Source organism: Microbacterium oleivorans (genome assembly GCF_013389665.1).
Classification (GTDB): domain Bacteria; phylum Actinomycetota; class Actinomycetes; order Actinomycetales; family Microbacteriaceae; genus Microbacterium; species Microbacterium oleivorans_C.
Genome location: NZ_CP058316.1, coordinates 2,044,071 through 2,060,374, shown reverse-complemented (window position 1 = coordinate 2,060,374; position 16,304 = coordinate 2,044,071). Strand labels below are relative to the sequence as shown.

Here is a 16,304-nt window from a genome sequence, read left to right as displayed (position 1 = left end):
GTGCAGGCGACACAACGCCGGGGGCACGGCCCCGATCCGCACAGGCCCCGGTGCGCTTCAGGCCCGCTTCAGCATCGACGGGCCACACTGGGGGGCGATGCGAGTACTGGTGGTCGATGACGAGGTGCGCCTGGCCGACGGCGTGCGGCGCGGGCTCGAGGCGGAGGGCTTCGCCGTCGATGTGGCGCACAACGGCGTCGACGGGCTCTGGCGCGCCCGCGAGACCCGCTACGACGCGATCGTGCTCGACCTCATGATGCCCGGCATGAGCGGGTGGAAGGTCTGCGAGGCGCTGCGGGCCGAGGAGAACTGGACCCCCGTGCTGATGCTCACCGCCAAGGACGGCGAGTGGGATCAGGTGGAGGCGCTCGAGACCGGGGCCGACGACTACGTAACGAAGCCCTTCTCGTACCCCGTGCTCGTCGCGCGGTTGCGCGCCCTCATCCGGCGCGGAGGTGTCGAGCGCCCCGTCGTGCTCGAGGCCGGCGATCTGCGGCTCGACACCGGTGCGCGTCGGGTGTGGCGCGGCGACGTCGAGATCGAGCTGACCGCACGCGAGTTCGCCGTGCTGCAGCACCTCATGCGCCACCGCGGTCAGGTGATCTCCAAGCGCGAGCTGATCGACGGCGTCTGGGACGAGGACTTCGAGGGCGACCCCAACATCGTCGAGGTGTACGTCGGACACCTCCGCCGCAAGCTCGACCGTCCCTTCGCCCGCGAAGCGATCGAGACCGTGCGCGGGGCGGGCTATCGCTTGGCGGCCGATGGTGGCTGAGCGATCGTCGCACGAGCGGACCGGCGCGGCGGGGCTGCCGCCACGCCGCGGCATCCGGTCGGCGTCGCTGCGCGCCCGGATCACGGCGATCGCGACCGCGGCGGTCGCGCTCGTCATGGTGCTGGGCTCGATCGCGTTCGCGGCGGTGCTGAGCGCCAGCATCCAGGCCGCGGCCGAACGCGGCGCGGAGACCCGCATCGAGGAGCTCGCGGCACGGGTCGAGGCGCAGGGCGTCTCGGCGGTCACGGCTCTCGACGACGAGATCGCCCAGGTGCAGGATGCCGCGGGCGCGGTGATCGCCGCCTCGGACGACGCCGACGACGGCGCGCTCCCCCGCACCGCTTCGGGCGCCACCGTCTCGGTGGACGGCGAGCGGATGCTGCTGGTGCGCGAAGAGATCGACGACGATCGGTATCTGGTGCTCGCGGTGCCGCTCGATGACGCCGACGAGACGCTCGGCACGGTCGTCGCGCTGCTCGCGGTGTCGACGGTGCTCGTGGTCGCCCTCGTCGCGGTCGTGACGTGGTGGGTCGTCGGACGCGCGCTCCGGCCGGTGTCGCGGATCCGCGCGGAGGTCGAGGCGATCACCGCCGACCGCCTCGATCGACGCATCGCGGAACCGCGCTCACGTGACGAGATCGCGGCGCTGGCGGCGACCATGAACAGTATGCTCGGGCGCCTCGACGACGCGGCGGCGGCGCAGCGACGCTTCGTCTCCGACGCCTCGCACGAACTGCGATCCCCTCTCGCGACGATCCGGCAGCACGCGGAGCTCGCGCGCGCGCACCCCGAGGCGACCTCGCTCGGCGACCTCGCCGAGGTGGTCGTCGACGAGGGAGTGCGCATGCAGGACCTCGTCGACGGGCTGCTGCTGCTCGCGCGCCTCGACGAGCGTGCGCCCCAGCGGCGGCAGAGCGTCGATCTCGATGACCTCGCGCTGGCCGAGGCGTCGCGGCTGCGGGGACGGGATGCCGGCCCGGAGGCGGGTGCGGGCGGGAACACCGTCGAGGTGGACGCATCGGGCATCACCGCGGCACGTGTGGCCGGCGACCCGCGCATGCTCGCGCGGCTCGTGCGCAACCTCGCCGACAACGCCGCACGCCATGCGCGTTCACGCGTGCGCATCAGCACCGCCCTGACTCCGGACGGCCGTCGCGCCGTGCTCGAGGTCGAGGACGACGGCTCCGGCATCCCGCCCGGGGAGCACGACCGCGTGTTCCAGAGGTTCGTGCGGCTCGACGAGGCGCGAGCACGGGATGCCGGCGGGAGCGGGCTCGGCCTCGCGATCGTGCGGGGCATCGCCGAGGCGACCGGCGGATCCGTCGCCCTCTCGGCGTCGCCGCTCGGCGGCGCGCGCTTCACCGTGACCCTTCCCGCCGGCACCTGACCGCGCGCCCGGCGGCGGCCGGCTGAAGACGGCTTCAGGAGGCTTCAGCGCTGCTTCAGCGACCACTCGGCACCATCGAGGCATGAGCGATCACGACCGCAACCTCGACGACCAGCCCACCCCCGCCGCCGACCCCACCGCCTCCGTTCCCCCCGCCTCCCCGACGGCCGCCGCGCCGGCCGCGAGCCCCTCGAACGCCGAGGTCCCCGCGGGACCGACCGCTGCGACACCGCCGCGCCGCGCCCGACGGACGGCTCTGCTCGCCGGCGGCGCCGTCGTCGCGGCGGCCCTGCTCGTCGGCGGTGGCGCAGCGATCGGAGCGGCCGTCGCGGATGACGACGACGAGGACGGCCGTGAGGCGAGCCTCGTCTCGGACGACACCCGCTCGAACGCCGTCGGCACGGACGGCGACCGCGGCGGCGCTCCGGGCGAGCGCACGAACGCCGGTGGCACTTCGACCGAGCCGTATGGCGCGGCATCCGTCGACGAGCTCGAGCGCGTCGCCGACGCGGCCCGGGGCGCGGCCGACGGATCCGTCGTGTCGATCGATGCCGACCGCGACGGCACCTGGGACGTGCAGCTCGTCGCGGCCGACGGCTCGGAGTCAGAGGTGCGGGTGTCGGCCGACGGCACGGCGACCGTGCGCGAGACCGAGGCGGCCGAGGCGGGCGACGTCGCGGCCGGGAACGTGCTGGATGCCGCGACGCTGGGGTCGATGGTCGAGGCGGCTCTCGCCGAGGCCGACGGCCGGGTCATCGAGATCGATGCCGACGACGACGACCGGTCGCCCTTCGACGTCGCGGTGCTCACGGCCGACCGGGGCATCGTCGAGATCACGCTCGACGTCGACGGCTCGGTGCTGCGCACCGAGACCGACGACTGACCCGGCGCCGGCCCGCGCCGCCTCGCGGACCGGTGGGAGGATCGACGGGTGACGAGCTCGTTCGAGATCGAGACACGCGCGCCGGTCGCGGCGGACGCGCTCTTCGACGCCGCCCTCGACATCGGAGCCCACGTCGCCTCGATGCGCGGGACCGGTGAGCGGGCGATCGCACGATCATGACCGACCGGGTGACCCTGGCCTCACCGATCTTCGGTCGCCCGGTCGAGCGCATCGTGCTCGTGCCCTACCTGCGCCGGTTGCTCACTCAGCGGGCACGGCACCTCGTGACATCCCTGACCTGACCTGCACCTGCACCTGCACCTGCGTCGGAACATCGCGCGAAGCTCGGAGGATTCCGGCGGAATCGTCCGAGCTCGGTGAGATCCCCCGAGGCTCGTGTGCGCGGTCAGGCGGGGATGGATGCCGCCGCGGCGCGCGGTGCGAGGTCGACGACCGCGGCACCGAAGGCGTCGAGCAGGAGGCGCTCCCCCATCACACGCGCGCCCGTCGCGATGACCGGGTCGCCGACCCCGCCGAGCGCGACCTCGCACGGACGATCGGCGGGGTTCAGGGCCACCAGCAGCGTTCCGCCCCGGCGGTACACGAACGGGTAGCCCGTCGACTCCACCTCGAGGCTCGCGCGCGCTCCGAGCCTCGGGTCGCTCCGGCGCAGCGCGACGGCGGCGCGGACGAACCGGAGCAGGGATGCCGGGTCGTCGAGCTGGCCGGCGACCGTCGGCGCGTCGGGGGCGTCGTCGGCGGGCAGGTAGCGCGCGTCGTGCGCCCGCTGCCCGAGCACCGTGGACGCGCCCCACGCCATCGGCGTGCGCGAGCCGGCGCGCTCGTACGTCGGCCCGAGGGACGACCCCTCGAGCGGGCCCACGCCCGGCAGGTAGCGCATCCCGATCTCGTCGCCGTAGTACAGCGACGGCATCGCGGCCCAGGTGAGCACGAGCAGCAGCGCGGAGCGTGCCTGCTGGGCATCCCGGGAGCCGCTGACCAGCCGGGTGAAGTCGTGGTTGGCCGTGGGGAGTCCCACCACGCCCCGGCTTCCCGCTGCCGCGATCGCGTCGCGCGCCTCGGTCCAGGCGACGACGAAGTCCGCGGCATCCCCCTTCCCCGCAGCATCCGCCCAGGCGTCCCGGCGCGGCCAGGCCTCGTGCACGGTGCCCGAGCCGTTCTCGAAGAGCGACTTCAGCGGCAGGCCGTCACTGTCACCGCCGAACTGCAGGAAGAAGTCGACGTCGAAACCCGCCGGCACCGCTCGGGCGGGGTCTCCCCACTCGGAGACGAGGATGCGGCCGGGATGGGTGCGGTCGAGGCGACGGCGGATGTCGCGCCACAGCCTCGCCGTCTCGCGATGCCCGGGGTCGTCCTCGACGAGCGATGCGGCCATGTCGACGCGGAAGCCGGCGACGCCGCGGTCGTACCACCGGCGCATGATGTCCACGAGCGCGTCGCGGTTGCGGCGCGGGCCCTTCGCGTCGACTGTCTGACGCCACGGCTCGTCGGGGTGCAGCCGGGCGTAGCCGAAGTTCAGCGCGGGCTGGAACTCGAAGAAGTTCGGCTTGTAGAACCCGCGATCCCCGCGCGGCACCGGAGCGAAGCCGTCGGCGGCGGTGGGGCTGAAGACGTAGCGGTCCCCGTCGGGATCGCCGGCCGGACCGCGCGCGAGCGCATCGGCGAACCACTCGTGCTCGTCGGACGTGTGGCCGGCGACGAGATCGAGCACGATGCCGATGCCGCGCCGATCGGCCTCGGCGATCAGCCGGTCCATCGCCGCGTCGCCGCCGTAGCGCGCGGCGACGCGATCGAAGTCCGCGACGTCGTAGCCGGCGTCGCGGAACGGCGAGACGAACACGGGGGTGAGCCAGACGGCGTCGACGCCGAGCCAGGCGAGGTAGTCCAGCCGAGCAGCGAGACCGTCGAGATCGCCGACGCCGTCGCCGTCGGCATCCGCGAAGCTCTGCGGATAAACCTGGTACAGCACGATGCGGTCGAGGCGATCGGCCAGGGCAGCGTCGGTCATGAGCGTCTCCTTCGCGACGTCGATGGCGTGAGGGCTTGATGTAACCGGTTACAAGGGGTTACGGTACCCGATGTATCCGGTTACATCGCCCTGACGACGACCCGGCGACACGGAACGGACACGATGAAGTGCGACGAAGCGAGGTGACGACGGTGGCATCCGACTCCCGCGCCGCGCGCCCGACCATCCGCGACATCGCCCGCGAGGCCGGGGTCTCGGTGGCAACGGTCTCGCGGGTGACCCACGACGATCCGCGCGTCGTGGCCGACACCAAGCGCCGCGTCCAGAGCGCCATCGACCGACTGGGATATCGGCCCTCGGCTCTCGGCCGCGCCCTGTCGTACCAGCGCACCAACACGCTCGGCATCGTCCTTCCGGGCCTCGGCGGTCCGTACTTCGCGCAGCTCATCGAGGGCGCCGAGTCGGTCGCCGTGCAGCGCGGTGTCGTCATCAACGTCGTCGGCACGCATCTGCGCCCGGATGCCGTCGACGCGGTGCGTCAGCTCGCCGAACGCACCGACGGCCTGATCGTCGCAGGCGGCACCCTGCCCGCCGACGAGGTCGCCGCCCTCGCCCGCACCGGACGGGTGATCGTGGTGGCCGGCGAGGCGGATGACACCGCGACGGTCGTCACGGACGGCCGCCGCGCGGCGGCCGAGCTCACCGGGCATCTCGCCGACGTGCACGGCTACCGGCGGATGCGCTTCGTCGGCGAGCCGTCGGGCTCCCCCGACACCGCATGGCGGTACGACGGATTCCGCCGCGCCCTCGCCGAACGCGGCCTCACCGAGGCCGGCGAACCCATGCGCCTCGGTCTCGATGTGCGCAGCGGAGCCGTCGCCGCCCGCGAGCTGCACGACGCCCGCGATCTTCCCGAAGCCCTCGTCTGCGCGAACGACGAGTTGGCGATCGGCATGCTCGCGACCCTCCCGGGCCTCGGGTACCGCATCCCGGCCGACGTCGCCGTCACCGGCTTCGACGACCAGGCCCTGGCCGAGATCGCCTCGCCGCGCCTGACCACCGTGCATCAGCCGATCGTCGAGCTGGGAGCCCGCGCCGCTGCGGGAGCCCTGGGCGACGAGATCGAGCCGCACACGGTGCTGCCGACCCGCCTGGTCGTGCGCGAATCGTGCGGCTGCGCCGAGGAGGCGACACCGAACTGACACACCCGACCGGTCGATGGCCGACCGGTCGCTTCAGGAACGAGGAGGTTCCGATGAGAAGACGCAGACGACTGGCGCTGGGCGTCCTCGCCGTGACGGCGATGCTCACGACGTCCGCATGCGCGAACGTCGGCCTCGAGCCCGCTCCCGCGGCCCCCGAGGGATTCATCGACGAGATCCGGATGCCGTCCGAGGCGGGCGGATCCGTTCAGGGACTGCTCAACTACAACTGGCTGTCCCCCAACGCCACGGTCCAGACCTGGCTGTTCGAACCGCTCATGATCCGCGACCGCTTCACCTGCGAGGCGGTGCCGTGGCTGGCCACGGGGTACACGTGGGAGGGTCCGGACCGCTTCGTGCTGACCCTTCGCGAGGGTGTCGAGTGGAGCGACGGAGAGCCGTTCACGGCCGACGACGTGGTCTACACCTTCCTGGCCGGCAAGGAGTATCCCGCCGCCGACAAGGCCGGCCTCTGGGGCGACTTCTTCGGCGCGCCCGCCGAGAGCGTCACCGCGCTGGACGAGCACACCGTCGTGTTCGAGTTCGCCGGAGCCGCGATCCCCAAGACCGACGCCATCCTGCAGACGACGAAGATCCTGCCCGAGCACATCTACGCCGACCAGGGCGACCCGACACTCTTCGTCGACGAGATCGGAGTCGGCACGGGCCCGTTCACACCGGAGTCCTACAACGGCCGGCGGCTGGTCCTCGAGCGCAACGAGAACTACTGGAACGCCGACGAGGTGCGCGTGCAGCGCCTCTCGCTCGAGGGCCAGTTCGACGCCAACTCGGGGGCGCTGAAGCTCCGCAGCGGCGCGCTGGACCTCTACCGCGGCGACATCCCGAACCCGAACCGGTCGGTCGTGGCGCCCGATCCCGAGAATGCGCACTTCTTCTATCCGCCGGACGCGACCACCGTGCTCGCGCTGAACACCGAGCGCCCCGTGCTCGATGATCCGGCGTTCCGCGAGGCCTTCGCCTACGCGCTCGACCGCGACGCGCTCAGCCAGCGGGCGAGCTTCGGCATCATGGAGCCCGCGAGCCAGACGATGCTGCTGCTGCCGTTCCAGGAGCAGGCGGTGCCCGAGCAGTGGCGCGGCAAGGAGTTCATCCCCTACGACCCCGACCGCGCGAACGAGATGCTCGACGCCGCCGGCTACGCCCGGAACGCGGACGGGCAGCGGGTCGACGCCGACGGTCGACCGCTCTCGTTCGTCTTCAGCGTCCAGGCCGGATGGATGGACGTCATCGCGATGGCCGACGTCATCTCCCGCAACGCCGCCGACGTGGGCGTGCAGGTGCGCATGGTCACGACCGATCCGAACGCCATCGAGGGCATGCAGAAGGCCGGCGACTTCGACATGACCGTCGACTTCGTCAGCGGCGGGTGCCAGCGGGCGCGCGACCTCGGCGCCAAGCTGCAGAGCTCGCAGATCTCGAGCGACCAGGAACTGCTGCTCAACCGCGCACGGTACGTGAACCCCGAGATCGACGCGCTCATCGACGAGTGGACCAACACCACCGACGAGAGCCGCACGGCAGAGATCGAGGGGCGGATCATGGACGTCTTCATGACCGAGTTCCCCTACATCGCGCTGCAGTACGCGCCGAGCCGGTTGATCTACCGCACGAACAACGCAGTCGGCTGGCCGAGCGATGACAACCCCTACCCGGTCGACCAGCTGATCCGGCTCTCGCACGAGCTGCGCCCGCCGGGTGAGGCCGACGCCGACGGGGAGGACTGAGCCATGACGTACTACGTCCGCAAGACCGGCTACTTCCTGCTCACCCTGTGGGCCGCCGTCACGCTGAACTTCATCATCCCGCGGCTGCAGCCCGGCGACCCCGCCGAGATCATGGTGCGGCAGCTCAACGGGCAGGGCGAGATCGACCCCGCGCAGGTCGCGGCCGTCAAGACGATGCTCGGATACTCCACCGACAACGTCTTCGTCGCGTACATCGACTACCTCAGGCAGCTCGCGTCGGGCGACCTCGGAACGTCGTTCACGTACTTCCCCTACCCGGTGGCCGAGGTCATCGGCCAGGCGCTGCCCTGGACTCTCGTGCTCGTGGGTCTCACGCAGCTGCTGTCGTTCGTGCTCGGCACGCTGCTCGGCGCGTTCGCGGCGTGGCGTCGCAACAGCCGGTTCGATGCCACGATCTCGGTGGGGTCCACGTTCGTCGGCAACCTGCAGTCCGTGTGGATCGGCCTGATCATCCTGTTCGTCTTCGCCTACACGCTCGGGTGGTTCCCGGCCTCGGGCGGCTACGGCTACACGACGCCGGGACTGACGCCGCTGCACATCGCCGACGTCGTCTCGCACGGGTTCCTCCCCGCGCTCACGCTCATGGTCACGGCCCCCATCGGATTCATCCTGTCGATGCGCAACACCATGGTGCAGGTGCTCGGCGAGGACTACATCCGCCTCGGGGCCGCGGCGGGGCTCAGACAGCGCACCCTCGCCCTGGGCTACGCGGCACGCAACGCCCTGCTGCCGGTGGTCACCGGGTTCGCCCTGTCGCTGGGCGTGCTGATGGGCGGCTCGATCCTCATCGAGACGGTCTTCGACTATCCGGGCATGGGACGACTCATGGGCGAGGCCACCTCGAACCGCGACTTCCCCCTCATGCAGGCGATCCTGCTGGCCACGATCGTCATCGTGCTGACGGCGAACTTCATCGTCGATCTGCTCTATCCCCTCATCGATCCGCGCGCCCGCCGCGCCAAGGCATGAAAGGCAGGTGACGACAGATGTCCGAAGACACCCCGATGCCGCAGCCGGCCTCGATGCCGCAGCCCGCGCGCACCCAGCCGACCCGCACCTTCCGCCGCCGCGTGACCGAGGACGACGCCTCGACCAAGGAGGTCGTCGCGATCGTCCGACCGGCGCGCTGGTACGCCGTCATCTGGTCGAGCAGGAAGGCACGCGTGGGCATCGTCATGCTCGCGTTCTTCCTGCTGGTCGCGATCTTCGCCGACCTGCTCTCGCCCTACCGGCCCACCGACGCGACCTTCACCCCCGCGCAGGACCCGAGCTGGGCCCATTGGATGGGCACCAACACCCTCGGCTACGACATCTGGACGCAGCTCGTCCACGGCACCCGCCTCTCGTTCGCGATCGGGGTGCTGGGCGGTCTGGCCACGATCGTCATCGCGATCGTGGTGGGTCTGCTCGCCGGCTACCGCGAGGGCGGGCTGCTCGACGACGTGCTGTCGTTCTTGACGAATCTGGCGCTGGTGATCCCGGTCCTGCCGCTGATGATGGTGATCGTCGCCTACAGCGAGACCCGCGGCCTCGGGCTGCTCGTCTTCGTCATCGCGATCACGAGCTGGGCGGGAGCCTCCCGCGAGATGCGGTCGTTGATCATCTCGATGCGCAACCGCGACTACGTCACGGCCGCGCGGTTCGGCGGCGACGGGATGCTGCGCATCGTGTTCCGCGAGATCATGCCGAACATGTCCTCGCTGATCGTGTCGGGGTTCATCGGCGCCGCGACCGCCGCGATCGCGGCCGAGGCAGGGCTGTCGTTCATGGGCTTCGGAGATCCCAACACCGTCAGCTGGGGCCAGATGCTGGCGCAGGCCAACGCCAACGGCGCCCTCGTGCAGGGCCTGTGGGTCTGGCTCGTCGCCCCCGGCGTGATGCTCGCCCTGCTCATGACGTCGCTGACGTTCGTGAACTTCGGCGTCGACATGCTGAGCAACCCGCACCTGCGCGAAGAGGAGAAGTCATGAACGCGGCATCCGTTCTGAGCGTCGACGACCTGTCGGTGCAGTACCGTCCCAAGCTCGGCCCCACCCTCGACGCCGTCAAGCACGTGTCGCTGCAGGTCGCGCCGGGCGAGTTCGTGGGGCTCGCGGGCGAGTCCGGATCGGGCAAGACCACGTTCGCCCAGGCGGTGCTGCGGCTGCTGCGCAGCCCGGGCCACATCACCGGCGGCTCGATCCGCTGGGGCGATCGCGACGTCACCGCGCTCGGCGACGACGAGCTGCGCCCGCTGCGCTGGTCGTACGTGTCGACGGTGTTCCAGTCGAGCATGAACTCCCTCAACCCCGTCGTGCGGGTGCGGAAGATGTTCGAGGACATCATGGCCGAGCACACCGGAGCGAACGCCGCTGCCGCGCGCACCCGCGCCGAGGAGCTCTTCGACCTCGTGAGCGTCGACGCCCGGTTCCTCGACATGTACCCCCACGAGCTCTCGGGCGGCATGAAGCAGCGGGTCAACCTCGCGCTCGCGCTCGCTCTGCAGCCGCAGCTGGTGCTCTTCGACGAGCCCACGACGGGCCTCGACGTCGTCGTTCAGAAGTCGATCCTCGACAAGATCCGCGAGCTGCAGGAGCGCGAGCGGTTCGGCGCCATCCTCATCACGCACGACATGGGTACGCTGCTCGACTTCGCCGACCGGGTGGCGGTCATGTACGAGGGCGAGATCGTCGAGGACATCAGCGCTCGGGATGCCGTGACCTCCGGGCCGAAGCATCCGTACTCCATCCACCTCGTCGGCTCGTACGCCGAGCTGCTGGGCGAGGACGTGGCCGGCTACACCGGGGCCGAGCTCGAGGCGCCCGAGGAGGTCTCGGAGGAGGCCCCGGTCGAACACGCTCCGGTCATCGAGGTAGAGCACCTGCACCGGCGCTTCTCGAAGCGGCAGGGTCTGCGCACCGAGCACGTCGACGCGGTGAAGGACGTCTCGTTCACGCTGCGCGAGGGCGAGGTCACCGCCCTGGTGGGCCAGTCGGGTTCGGGGAAGTCGACGATCGCCCGCATCCTGACGCGCATCGACGACCCCACCTCGGGGTCGGTGCGGTACTACGGACAGGACGACGGGGAGGCGCACGACCTGACCTCGCTGCGCGGCCGGCTCGCCCGCGAGTACCGCCGCAACGTGCAGTACGTGTTCCAGGATCCGTACGCCGCGCTGAACCCGACCCTCACCGTCGGGTACTCCCTCTCGCGTCCTCTCGCGAACTTCCTGCATGTGGGGCGACGCGAGGCGGTCGAGCGGTCGGCGAGCCTGCTCGAGCAGGTCGGGCTCACCCCGGCGGGCCGCTACCTGGGCCGACTTCCGCACGAGCTGTCGGGCGGCCAACGCCAACGCGTCGTCATCGCGCGTGCGCTGGCGGCGGAGCCCCGGCTCATCGTCGCCGACGAGCCGATCGCGAGCCTCGACGTCTCGATCCGCGCCGAGATCCTCGAGGTGCTGCAATCCCTCGTCGCCGATCACGGCGTGGGGATGCTGTACATCACCCACGACCTGCTCTCGGCCAAGAGCCTCGCCAACCACGCCCTCGTGCTCCGCGGGGGCGAGCTGATCGAGTCGGGCCCGGCCGAACGAGTCATCGACGACCCGCAGGCGGAGTACACCCGCGAGCTGCTGGACGCCATCCCCAACCCCTTCGAGAAGAGGACCGCCGCGTGACCCCGTCCCACTCCGCCCCCGGCGTCGCCGACCTGCCCGACGACATCCGCGTGCTCACCGAGACGGAGGTGGACGCCTCGATCCGCTGGCTGTGGCATCACGCGACCGCCGACCTCGACAGCCCGGGCTGCGGACTCGTCCTCGACCGCGACGATCTGCCCGGTGTCGCCACCGTCGCCGCCACCGGGTTCGCCTTGGCCGCGTGGTGCGTGGGCGTCGAGCGCGGCATCCTCGACCGGGTGGCGGTGCGCGACCGGGTCGCCGCGACCCTGCGCACGCTCGAGGAATCGGTGCCGCAGCGCGGCGGCTTCCTCGCCCACTTCGTCGACGCCGGCACCGGCGAGCGCCAGGGACGCTCGGAGTACTCCACGATCGACACGACCCTGGCACTGTGCGGCGCGGTGGTGGCGGCATCCTTCTTCGCGGGCGACGCACCCGAGATCGCCGTGCGCGCCGATCGACTGCTCGAGCGCATCGACTGGGACTGGATCATCAACGACAGCGGCGAGAAGACGGTCGTGCGCATGGCGTGGGTCGGCGGCCGCGATGACGACTACGCCGACGGTGCCGACGACGCGGGGTTCGTCAGCGCGTGGTCGATGACGGCCGAGCAGCTGCCGATGTATCTGCTCGCGGCCGGGCACCCGGCCGTGTCGAACGACCGCGCGCGCGACCTCTGGCGGGGGTTCGACAAGCCCGTCGGGTCGTACGGGGGTCACGAGTGCGTGCACGAGCCGGCCGGGACCCTGTTCACCTACCACTTCCCTCTGGCGTTCTACCCGTTCCAGCGTGTCCGCGACCTCGACGGGCGCGACTGGTGGGCCAACGCACGCGCGGCCTCCCTCGCCTCGAAGGCGTGGTGCGCCGACCAGTCCGACCGCTGGAAGACCTTCGCGGCCGGTCTGTGGGGCCCGGCCGCCGGGCTCGGTCCGGACGGATACGTCGTCAACGGCGCCCGCCCGGCCCTCCGGGAGCCCCATGCCGACGGCACCGTTCCGCCGGTCTCGCTCTTCGGGGCACTGCCGCTCGCCCCCGACGAGGTCGCCCCGGCGCTCCGGGCGCTGCGCGATGACCATCCGGGCGCGTGGAACCGCTGGGGCGCGACCGACGGGGTGAACCTCGAGGGCGACGAGCCCTGGTACGCCGAGCCGCGCTACGGGCTCAACAAGGGCGCGACCGCCCTGCTCGGCGCCGCCGCCCTCGGCTCGACCCTCGTGTGGGACGCGTTCTCGCAGCATCCCTGGATCGCCCGCGGTGCGCACGCGCTCGGCTTCACCCCCGCCTGACGCGCTGCCGACTCACGCTCACGGACGTCGGAGAATCGCGCCCCGCTCGGACGATTCGACCGCGATCCTCCGAGATCGCTGCGATCCTCCGACGTTCGCGCGCGGTCTCGCGCGACGCGCGACGCGGGTCAGTCGAGGGCGGATGCCGCGGCGGCGACGATCCGGTCGACCGATTCCTCTTCGCCGATGGAGATGCGCACGCCGTCACCGGCGAACGCGCGCACGATGAGGCCGGCGGCGGCGAAGGCCTCCGCGATCTCGAGCGTGCGCTCGCCCGCGGGCAGCCAGACGAAGTTGCCCTGCGCGACCGGGACGTCCCAGCCGGCGCCGCGCAGTCGATCGGCGAGCGCGTCGCGGCGGGCCGCGATGTGGCGCACCCGCTCGAGCAGCTCGTCCTCGGCGTCGAGGCTGGCCAGCGCCGCCTCCTCGGCCTGCGCCGTCACCGAGAGCGGGATGCCGGTGCTGCGGGCGGCGTCGAGGATGCGGTGGTCGCCGATCGCGTAGCCCACACGCAGCCCCGCCAGGCCGTAGGCCTTCGAGAAGGTGCGGAGGATGACGACGTTCGCGTGCCCGGCCGCGAGGACCGCGGCACCGGTGACGGCATCCGGATCGGTGACGAACTCGGCGTAGGCCTCGTCGAGCACGATCAGGACGTCTCGGGGCACACGAGCGACGAAGGCGTCGAACGCCGCCTGGGTCACCACCGGCCCGGTCGGGTTGTTCGGGCTGCACACGATGATCATCCGCGTGCGGTCGGTGACGGCATCCGCCATCGCATCGAGGTCGTGCCCCGCCTCGGCCGTGAGCGGAACCTGCACGGCGGTGGCACCGGCCACGGCGGCCAGGCCCGGGTAGGCCTCGAACGACCGCCAGGCGAACATGATCTCGTCGCCCGGCCCGCTGGTGGCCGAAGCGAGCTGGTAGAGGATCGAGACCGAGCCGGCCGCGACGTGTACGCCGTCGGGGGCGACGGCGTACCGGTCGGCGAGGCGGGCGCGCAGCCGGCCCGCCGAGGCGTCGGGGTACCGGTTGAAGGTCGTCGCCGCGCGTACGGCCTCGACGACACCGGGCAGCGGGTCGAAGGGGTTCTCGTTGCTCGACAGCTTGAACGCGTCGGCGGAGGCCTGGCGGCCTTGACGGTAGGCGGGCAACGCCGCGATCTCGGGGCGGATGCGCACGGGCAGGTCGGTCACCCTGCGAGTCTACGGAGGCCCACGTGTCACGCGGATGACGGATGCGTGGGCCCGTGCGAGACTGACGGCACTATGAGCCTCGTCATCCGTCTGATCGTCAACGCGTTCGCGATCTGGATCGTGACCCTCGTGCCCGCGCTGCAGGTGACCGTGGTGGCCTTCCCGCCGGGAGACGACCTGCAGCTCGTGCTCACGCTCCTGCTCATCGCCCTGATCTTCGGCGTGGTGAACGCGATCGTCGGAACCGTGCTGAAGGTGCTCGCCTTCCCGCTGTACATCCTCACGCTCGGGCTCATCTCGTTCGTGATCAACGGCTTCCTGCTGTGGCTCACCGGCTGGGTCACCTCGGGCTGGGACTGGGGCCTGCGCATCGGCGACTTCTGGCTCGCCGTCGTGGCCGCCATCGTGATCGCGCTGATCAACTGGGTGGCGGGCATCCTCTTCCGCCCGCGCCGGGAGCGCGTGCGCGAGCGCCGCTGACGACACCGCCGGTCAATCGGGGCGTCGCGCGTGGTAGGTCGTGACCACCGCGGTCGCGCCGCCGCCGAAGCCTGCGAGCATGGCGTGGAGCTCGGCGAGCCGAGGATCCCCGGACGCGTCGGCGAGCTCGGCGGTGCGGGTGTAGGCGTCCATCGAGTGGGCTCCGAGTGCGATGTCGCCCAGCCGGCCGCCGGGGTCGGCGACCCGCTCGATCACGAGGCTGCCCGGCGCCCCGACCCCCGCCACGTGCCCGCCGGCCTGAAGCGCGGGCACCGGATCGTCGGTGTGCCGCAGGGTGACATCGAGCGCGTCGGCGGGCACGTCGCCCTGAACCGGCGATCCGAAGGTGACGTTGCCGACGACGGCGAAGGGACTGTCGAGTGCGAGCCGCGTGGTGATCGCGCCGCCCTGCGAATGCCCGATGGCGAGCACCTCCGACCCCGGTCCGGCGCCGGCGTCGCGCAGGGCCGCCTCGACGGCGTCGTAGGAGTCCGAACGGACGCCCGCATAGAGCTGCAGGTTCGACGCGAGGTCGAGCGGTTCGATGCCGAGCCATCCGAGCGGAGACTTCGTGCCGGCGACGTAGACGACGAAACGGTCACCACCCGGCCGCGCGTAGCGTTCGACCCGCACCTGATCGTCGCCGCGCGGCACGCGCTCGGCCAGGGCGGCGAGGGTGGCCGGCGCCGGCGCCGCGGGCGCGGGGAACGGCGCGACGCGCATCGGCGCGGGCGTGCCCGCGAGGCGGTCCGATCTCCCCACCGAGCCGCGGCCGAGCGCCCCGACCACGGTGAGGGCGAGCCCGCCCGCGGCCACCACGACCCCGCCGATCGACGCCAGCGGCGCCACCGCGGTGGCGAGCTGGCCTCGGAGCTCGGCATGCCGCACGTGGGGCCACGCCGCCAGCAGCACATCCGCCTCGACGGCGGCATCCGGCATCCGTTCGCGGGCCTGCCACGCGCGCTGCGCGAGGTACGGGAGCGAGCGGTGATCGTTCGCGAGCGCCGCGGCCCGCGCCGCCGCCTGAAGCTCGACGATCTCGTAGACGTCCGCCGCCTGCGACAGCCCGCGCGCGAGCCCTGCGGCCTCGTCGGCGGCGCGATCGACGAGCTGCGCAACCGATACCGCGAGCTCGATCCCCGCTCCGGCGACGTCATGGAGGCGGGCCAGTTCGCCGGTCGCGGTCTCGACGTCGGCGCGCAGCGCGTCGCAGTCCGCCGCGAGCGTCCGCAGGATGGATGCCGCGGCGCGCAGCTCGGCCGTGTCGACCGCCACCACACCACCGTCGCGGATCTCGATCGCGTCGTCGCTCATGGCGTGCCGCCGCGGATCGCGAGCCCCACCTCGGCCTGCTGCAGCTCGCCGTCGAGCGAATCGAGCCGGGTCGCGACCTCCGTCAGCCCGTCGCGCCACCGCGCGAGCCCGGTGCGGTACCGCTCGGCCGCGCGGGCGCGCCACGCGGTGTCGTCACCCAGCCGGGCGCCGGTGGCGCGCACCGACTCGAGGTCGTCGCGGACTCGCCGCAGGCGCGCGCGAACGATGCCGAGGGCGTCGAGGGCGAGAGCAGCGCCCGGATCGAGGATGGCGAGATCGGAGGCGGTGGGGTCGACCGCGGACGCGTGGAGGGGAGAGCTCGCGAGGATCATCCGCCCACGATGACGCGATCGCGGGGCGGCGCGGCTCGGTC

16 protein-coding genes are annotated in these 16,304 nt (G+C 72.0%); 12 read left to right on the top strand and 4 right to left on the bottom strand.

Going from position 1 to position 16,304, the window contains the following annotated elements; genetic code table 11:
* Nucleotides 1–97: 97 nt before the first annotated feature.
* The 5 genes from HW566_RS09775 (at nucleotide 98) to HW566_RS16105 (ending at nucleotide 3,347) form a co-directional block, all read left to right on the top strand.
* Nucleotides 98–775, top strand: a complete 678-nt coding sequence (locus tag HW566_RS09775) for a response regulator transcription factor (RefSeq protein WP_178012453.1) — start codon at nucleotides 98–100, stop codon at nucleotides 773–775.
* Complete coding sequence (locus tag HW566_RS09770) at nucleotides 765–2,162, top strand: sensor histidine kinase (RefSeq protein WP_178012452.1); 1,398 nt, start codon at nucleotides 765–767, stop codon at nucleotides 2,160–2,162. The genes HW566_RS09775 and HW566_RS09770 overlap by 11 nt, the downstream gene beginning before the upstream one ends.
* A gap of 82 nt (nucleotides 2,163–2,244) precedes the next feature.
* On the top strand, nucleotides 2,245–3,045 hold the full coding sequence (locus HW566_RS09765; protein WP_178012450.1) for a hypothetical protein: 801 nt from the start codon (nucleotides 2,245–2,247) through the stop codon (nucleotides 3,043–3,045).
* A gap of 48 nt (nucleotides 3,046–3,093) precedes the next feature.
* Nucleotides 3,094–3,225, top strand: a complete 132-nt coding sequence (locus HW566_RS16110) for a hypothetical protein (protein ID WP_256728659.1) — start codon at nucleotides 3,094–3,096, stop codon at nucleotides 3,223–3,225.
* Nucleotides 3,222–3,347, top strand: a complete 126-nt coding sequence (locus tag HW566_RS16105; RefSeq protein WP_256728658.1) for a hypothetical protein — start codon at nucleotides 3,222–3,224, stop codon at nucleotides 3,345–3,347. The genes HW566_RS16110 and HW566_RS16105 overlap by 4 nt, the downstream gene beginning before the upstream one ends.
* Nucleotides 3,348–3,451: 104 nt before the next feature.
* Here the strand turns inward: HW566_RS16105 and HW566_RS09755 are convergent, their stop codons facing one another.
* Entirely contained in the window at nucleotides 3,452–5,074 is a 1,623-nt protein-coding gene (locus HW566_RS09755; RefSeq protein ID WP_178012448.1) for an alpha-amylase family glycosyl hydrolase, read from the bottom strand.
* 152 nt (nucleotides 5,075–5,226) lie between these two features.
* Here HW566_RS09755 and HW566_RS09750 point away from each other — a divergent pair, with 152 nt between their 5' ends.
* From HW566_RS09750 to HW566_RS09725, 6 genes are read left to right on the top strand one after another with little or no spacing between them, the layout of a single operon-like run.
* On the top strand, nucleotides 5,227–6,237 hold the full coding sequence (locus HW566_RS09750) for a LacI family DNA-binding transcriptional regulator (protein ID WP_178012447.1): 1,011 nt from the start codon (nucleotides 5,227–5,229) through the stop codon (nucleotides 6,235–6,237).
* A 53-nt stretch (nucleotides 6,238–6,290) separates the two neighbouring features.
* Complete coding sequence (locus tag HW566_RS09745) at nucleotides 6,291–7,982, top strand: ABC transporter substrate-binding protein (protein WP_178012445.1); 1,692 nt, start codon at nucleotides 6,291–6,293, stop codon at nucleotides 7,980–7,982.
* 3 nt (nucleotides 7,983–7,985) lie between these two features.
* Complete coding sequence (locus tag HW566_RS09740) at nucleotides 7,986–8,972, top strand: ABC transporter permease (protein WP_178012443.1); 987 nt, start codon at nucleotides 7,986–7,988, stop codon at nucleotides 8,970–8,972.
* A 17-nt stretch (nucleotides 8,973–8,989) separates the two neighbouring features.
* Complete coding sequence (locus tag HW566_RS09735) at nucleotides 8,990–9,973, top strand: ABC transporter permease (RefSeq protein ID WP_256728657.1); 984 nt, start codon at nucleotides 8,990–8,992, stop codon at nucleotides 9,971–9,973.
* A complete protein-coding gene (locus HW566_RS09730) occupies nucleotides 9,970–11,658 on the top strand; it encodes an ABC transporter ATP-binding protein (protein ID WP_178012441.1) in 1,689 nt (562 codons plus the stop codon). The genes HW566_RS09735 and HW566_RS09730 overlap by 4 nt, the downstream gene beginning before the upstream one ends.
* Nucleotides 11,655–12,944 (top strand): glucoamylase family protein, encoded by a 1,290-nt coding sequence (locus tag HW566_RS09725; protein WP_178012439.1) that lies wholly within the window; start codon nucleotides 11,655–11,657, stop codon nucleotides 12,942–12,944. Before HW566_RS09730 ends, HW566_RS09725 begins: the two co-directional genes overlap by 4 nt.
* Nucleotides 12,945–13,072: 128 nt before the next feature.
* On the opposite strand, the gene HW566_RS09720 is transcribed toward HW566_RS09725, so the two are convergent.
* On the bottom strand, nucleotides 13,073–14,137 hold the full coding sequence (locus HW566_RS09720) for a histidinol-phosphate transaminase (RefSeq protein WP_178012437.1): 1,065 nt from the start codon (nucleotides 14,135–14,137) through the stop codon (nucleotides 13,073–13,075).
* A 72-nt stretch (nucleotides 14,138–14,209) separates the two neighbouring features.
* On the opposite strand from HW566_RS09720, the gene HW566_RS09715 reads away from it, so the two are divergent.
* Nucleotides 14,210–14,617 carry a phage holin family protein gene (locus tag HW566_RS09715; RefSeq protein WP_178012435.1) on the top strand — a complete coding sequence of 136 codons (408 nt, stop codon included), beginning with the start codon at nucleotides 14,210–14,212 and terminating at the stop codon, nucleotides 14,615–14,617.
* Nucleotides 14,618–14,629: 12 nt separating this feature from the next.
* On the opposite strand, the gene HW566_RS09710 is transcribed toward HW566_RS09715, so the two are convergent.
* Together HW566_RS09710 and HW566_RS16100 are read right to left on the bottom strand one after the other, a co-directional pair.
* Complete coding sequence (locus HW566_RS09710) at nucleotides 14,630–15,931, bottom strand: hypothetical protein (RefSeq protein ID WP_178012433.1); 1,302 nt, start codon at nucleotides 15,929–15,931, stop codon at nucleotides 14,630–14,632.
* Entirely contained in the window at nucleotides 15,928–16,263 is a 336-nt protein-coding gene (locus HW566_RS16100; protein ID WP_256728656.1) for a hypothetical protein, read from the bottom strand. Before HW566_RS16100 ends, HW566_RS09710 begins: the two co-directional genes overlap by 4 nt.
* Between the last annotated feature and the right edge of the window lie 41 nt (nucleotides 16,264–16,304).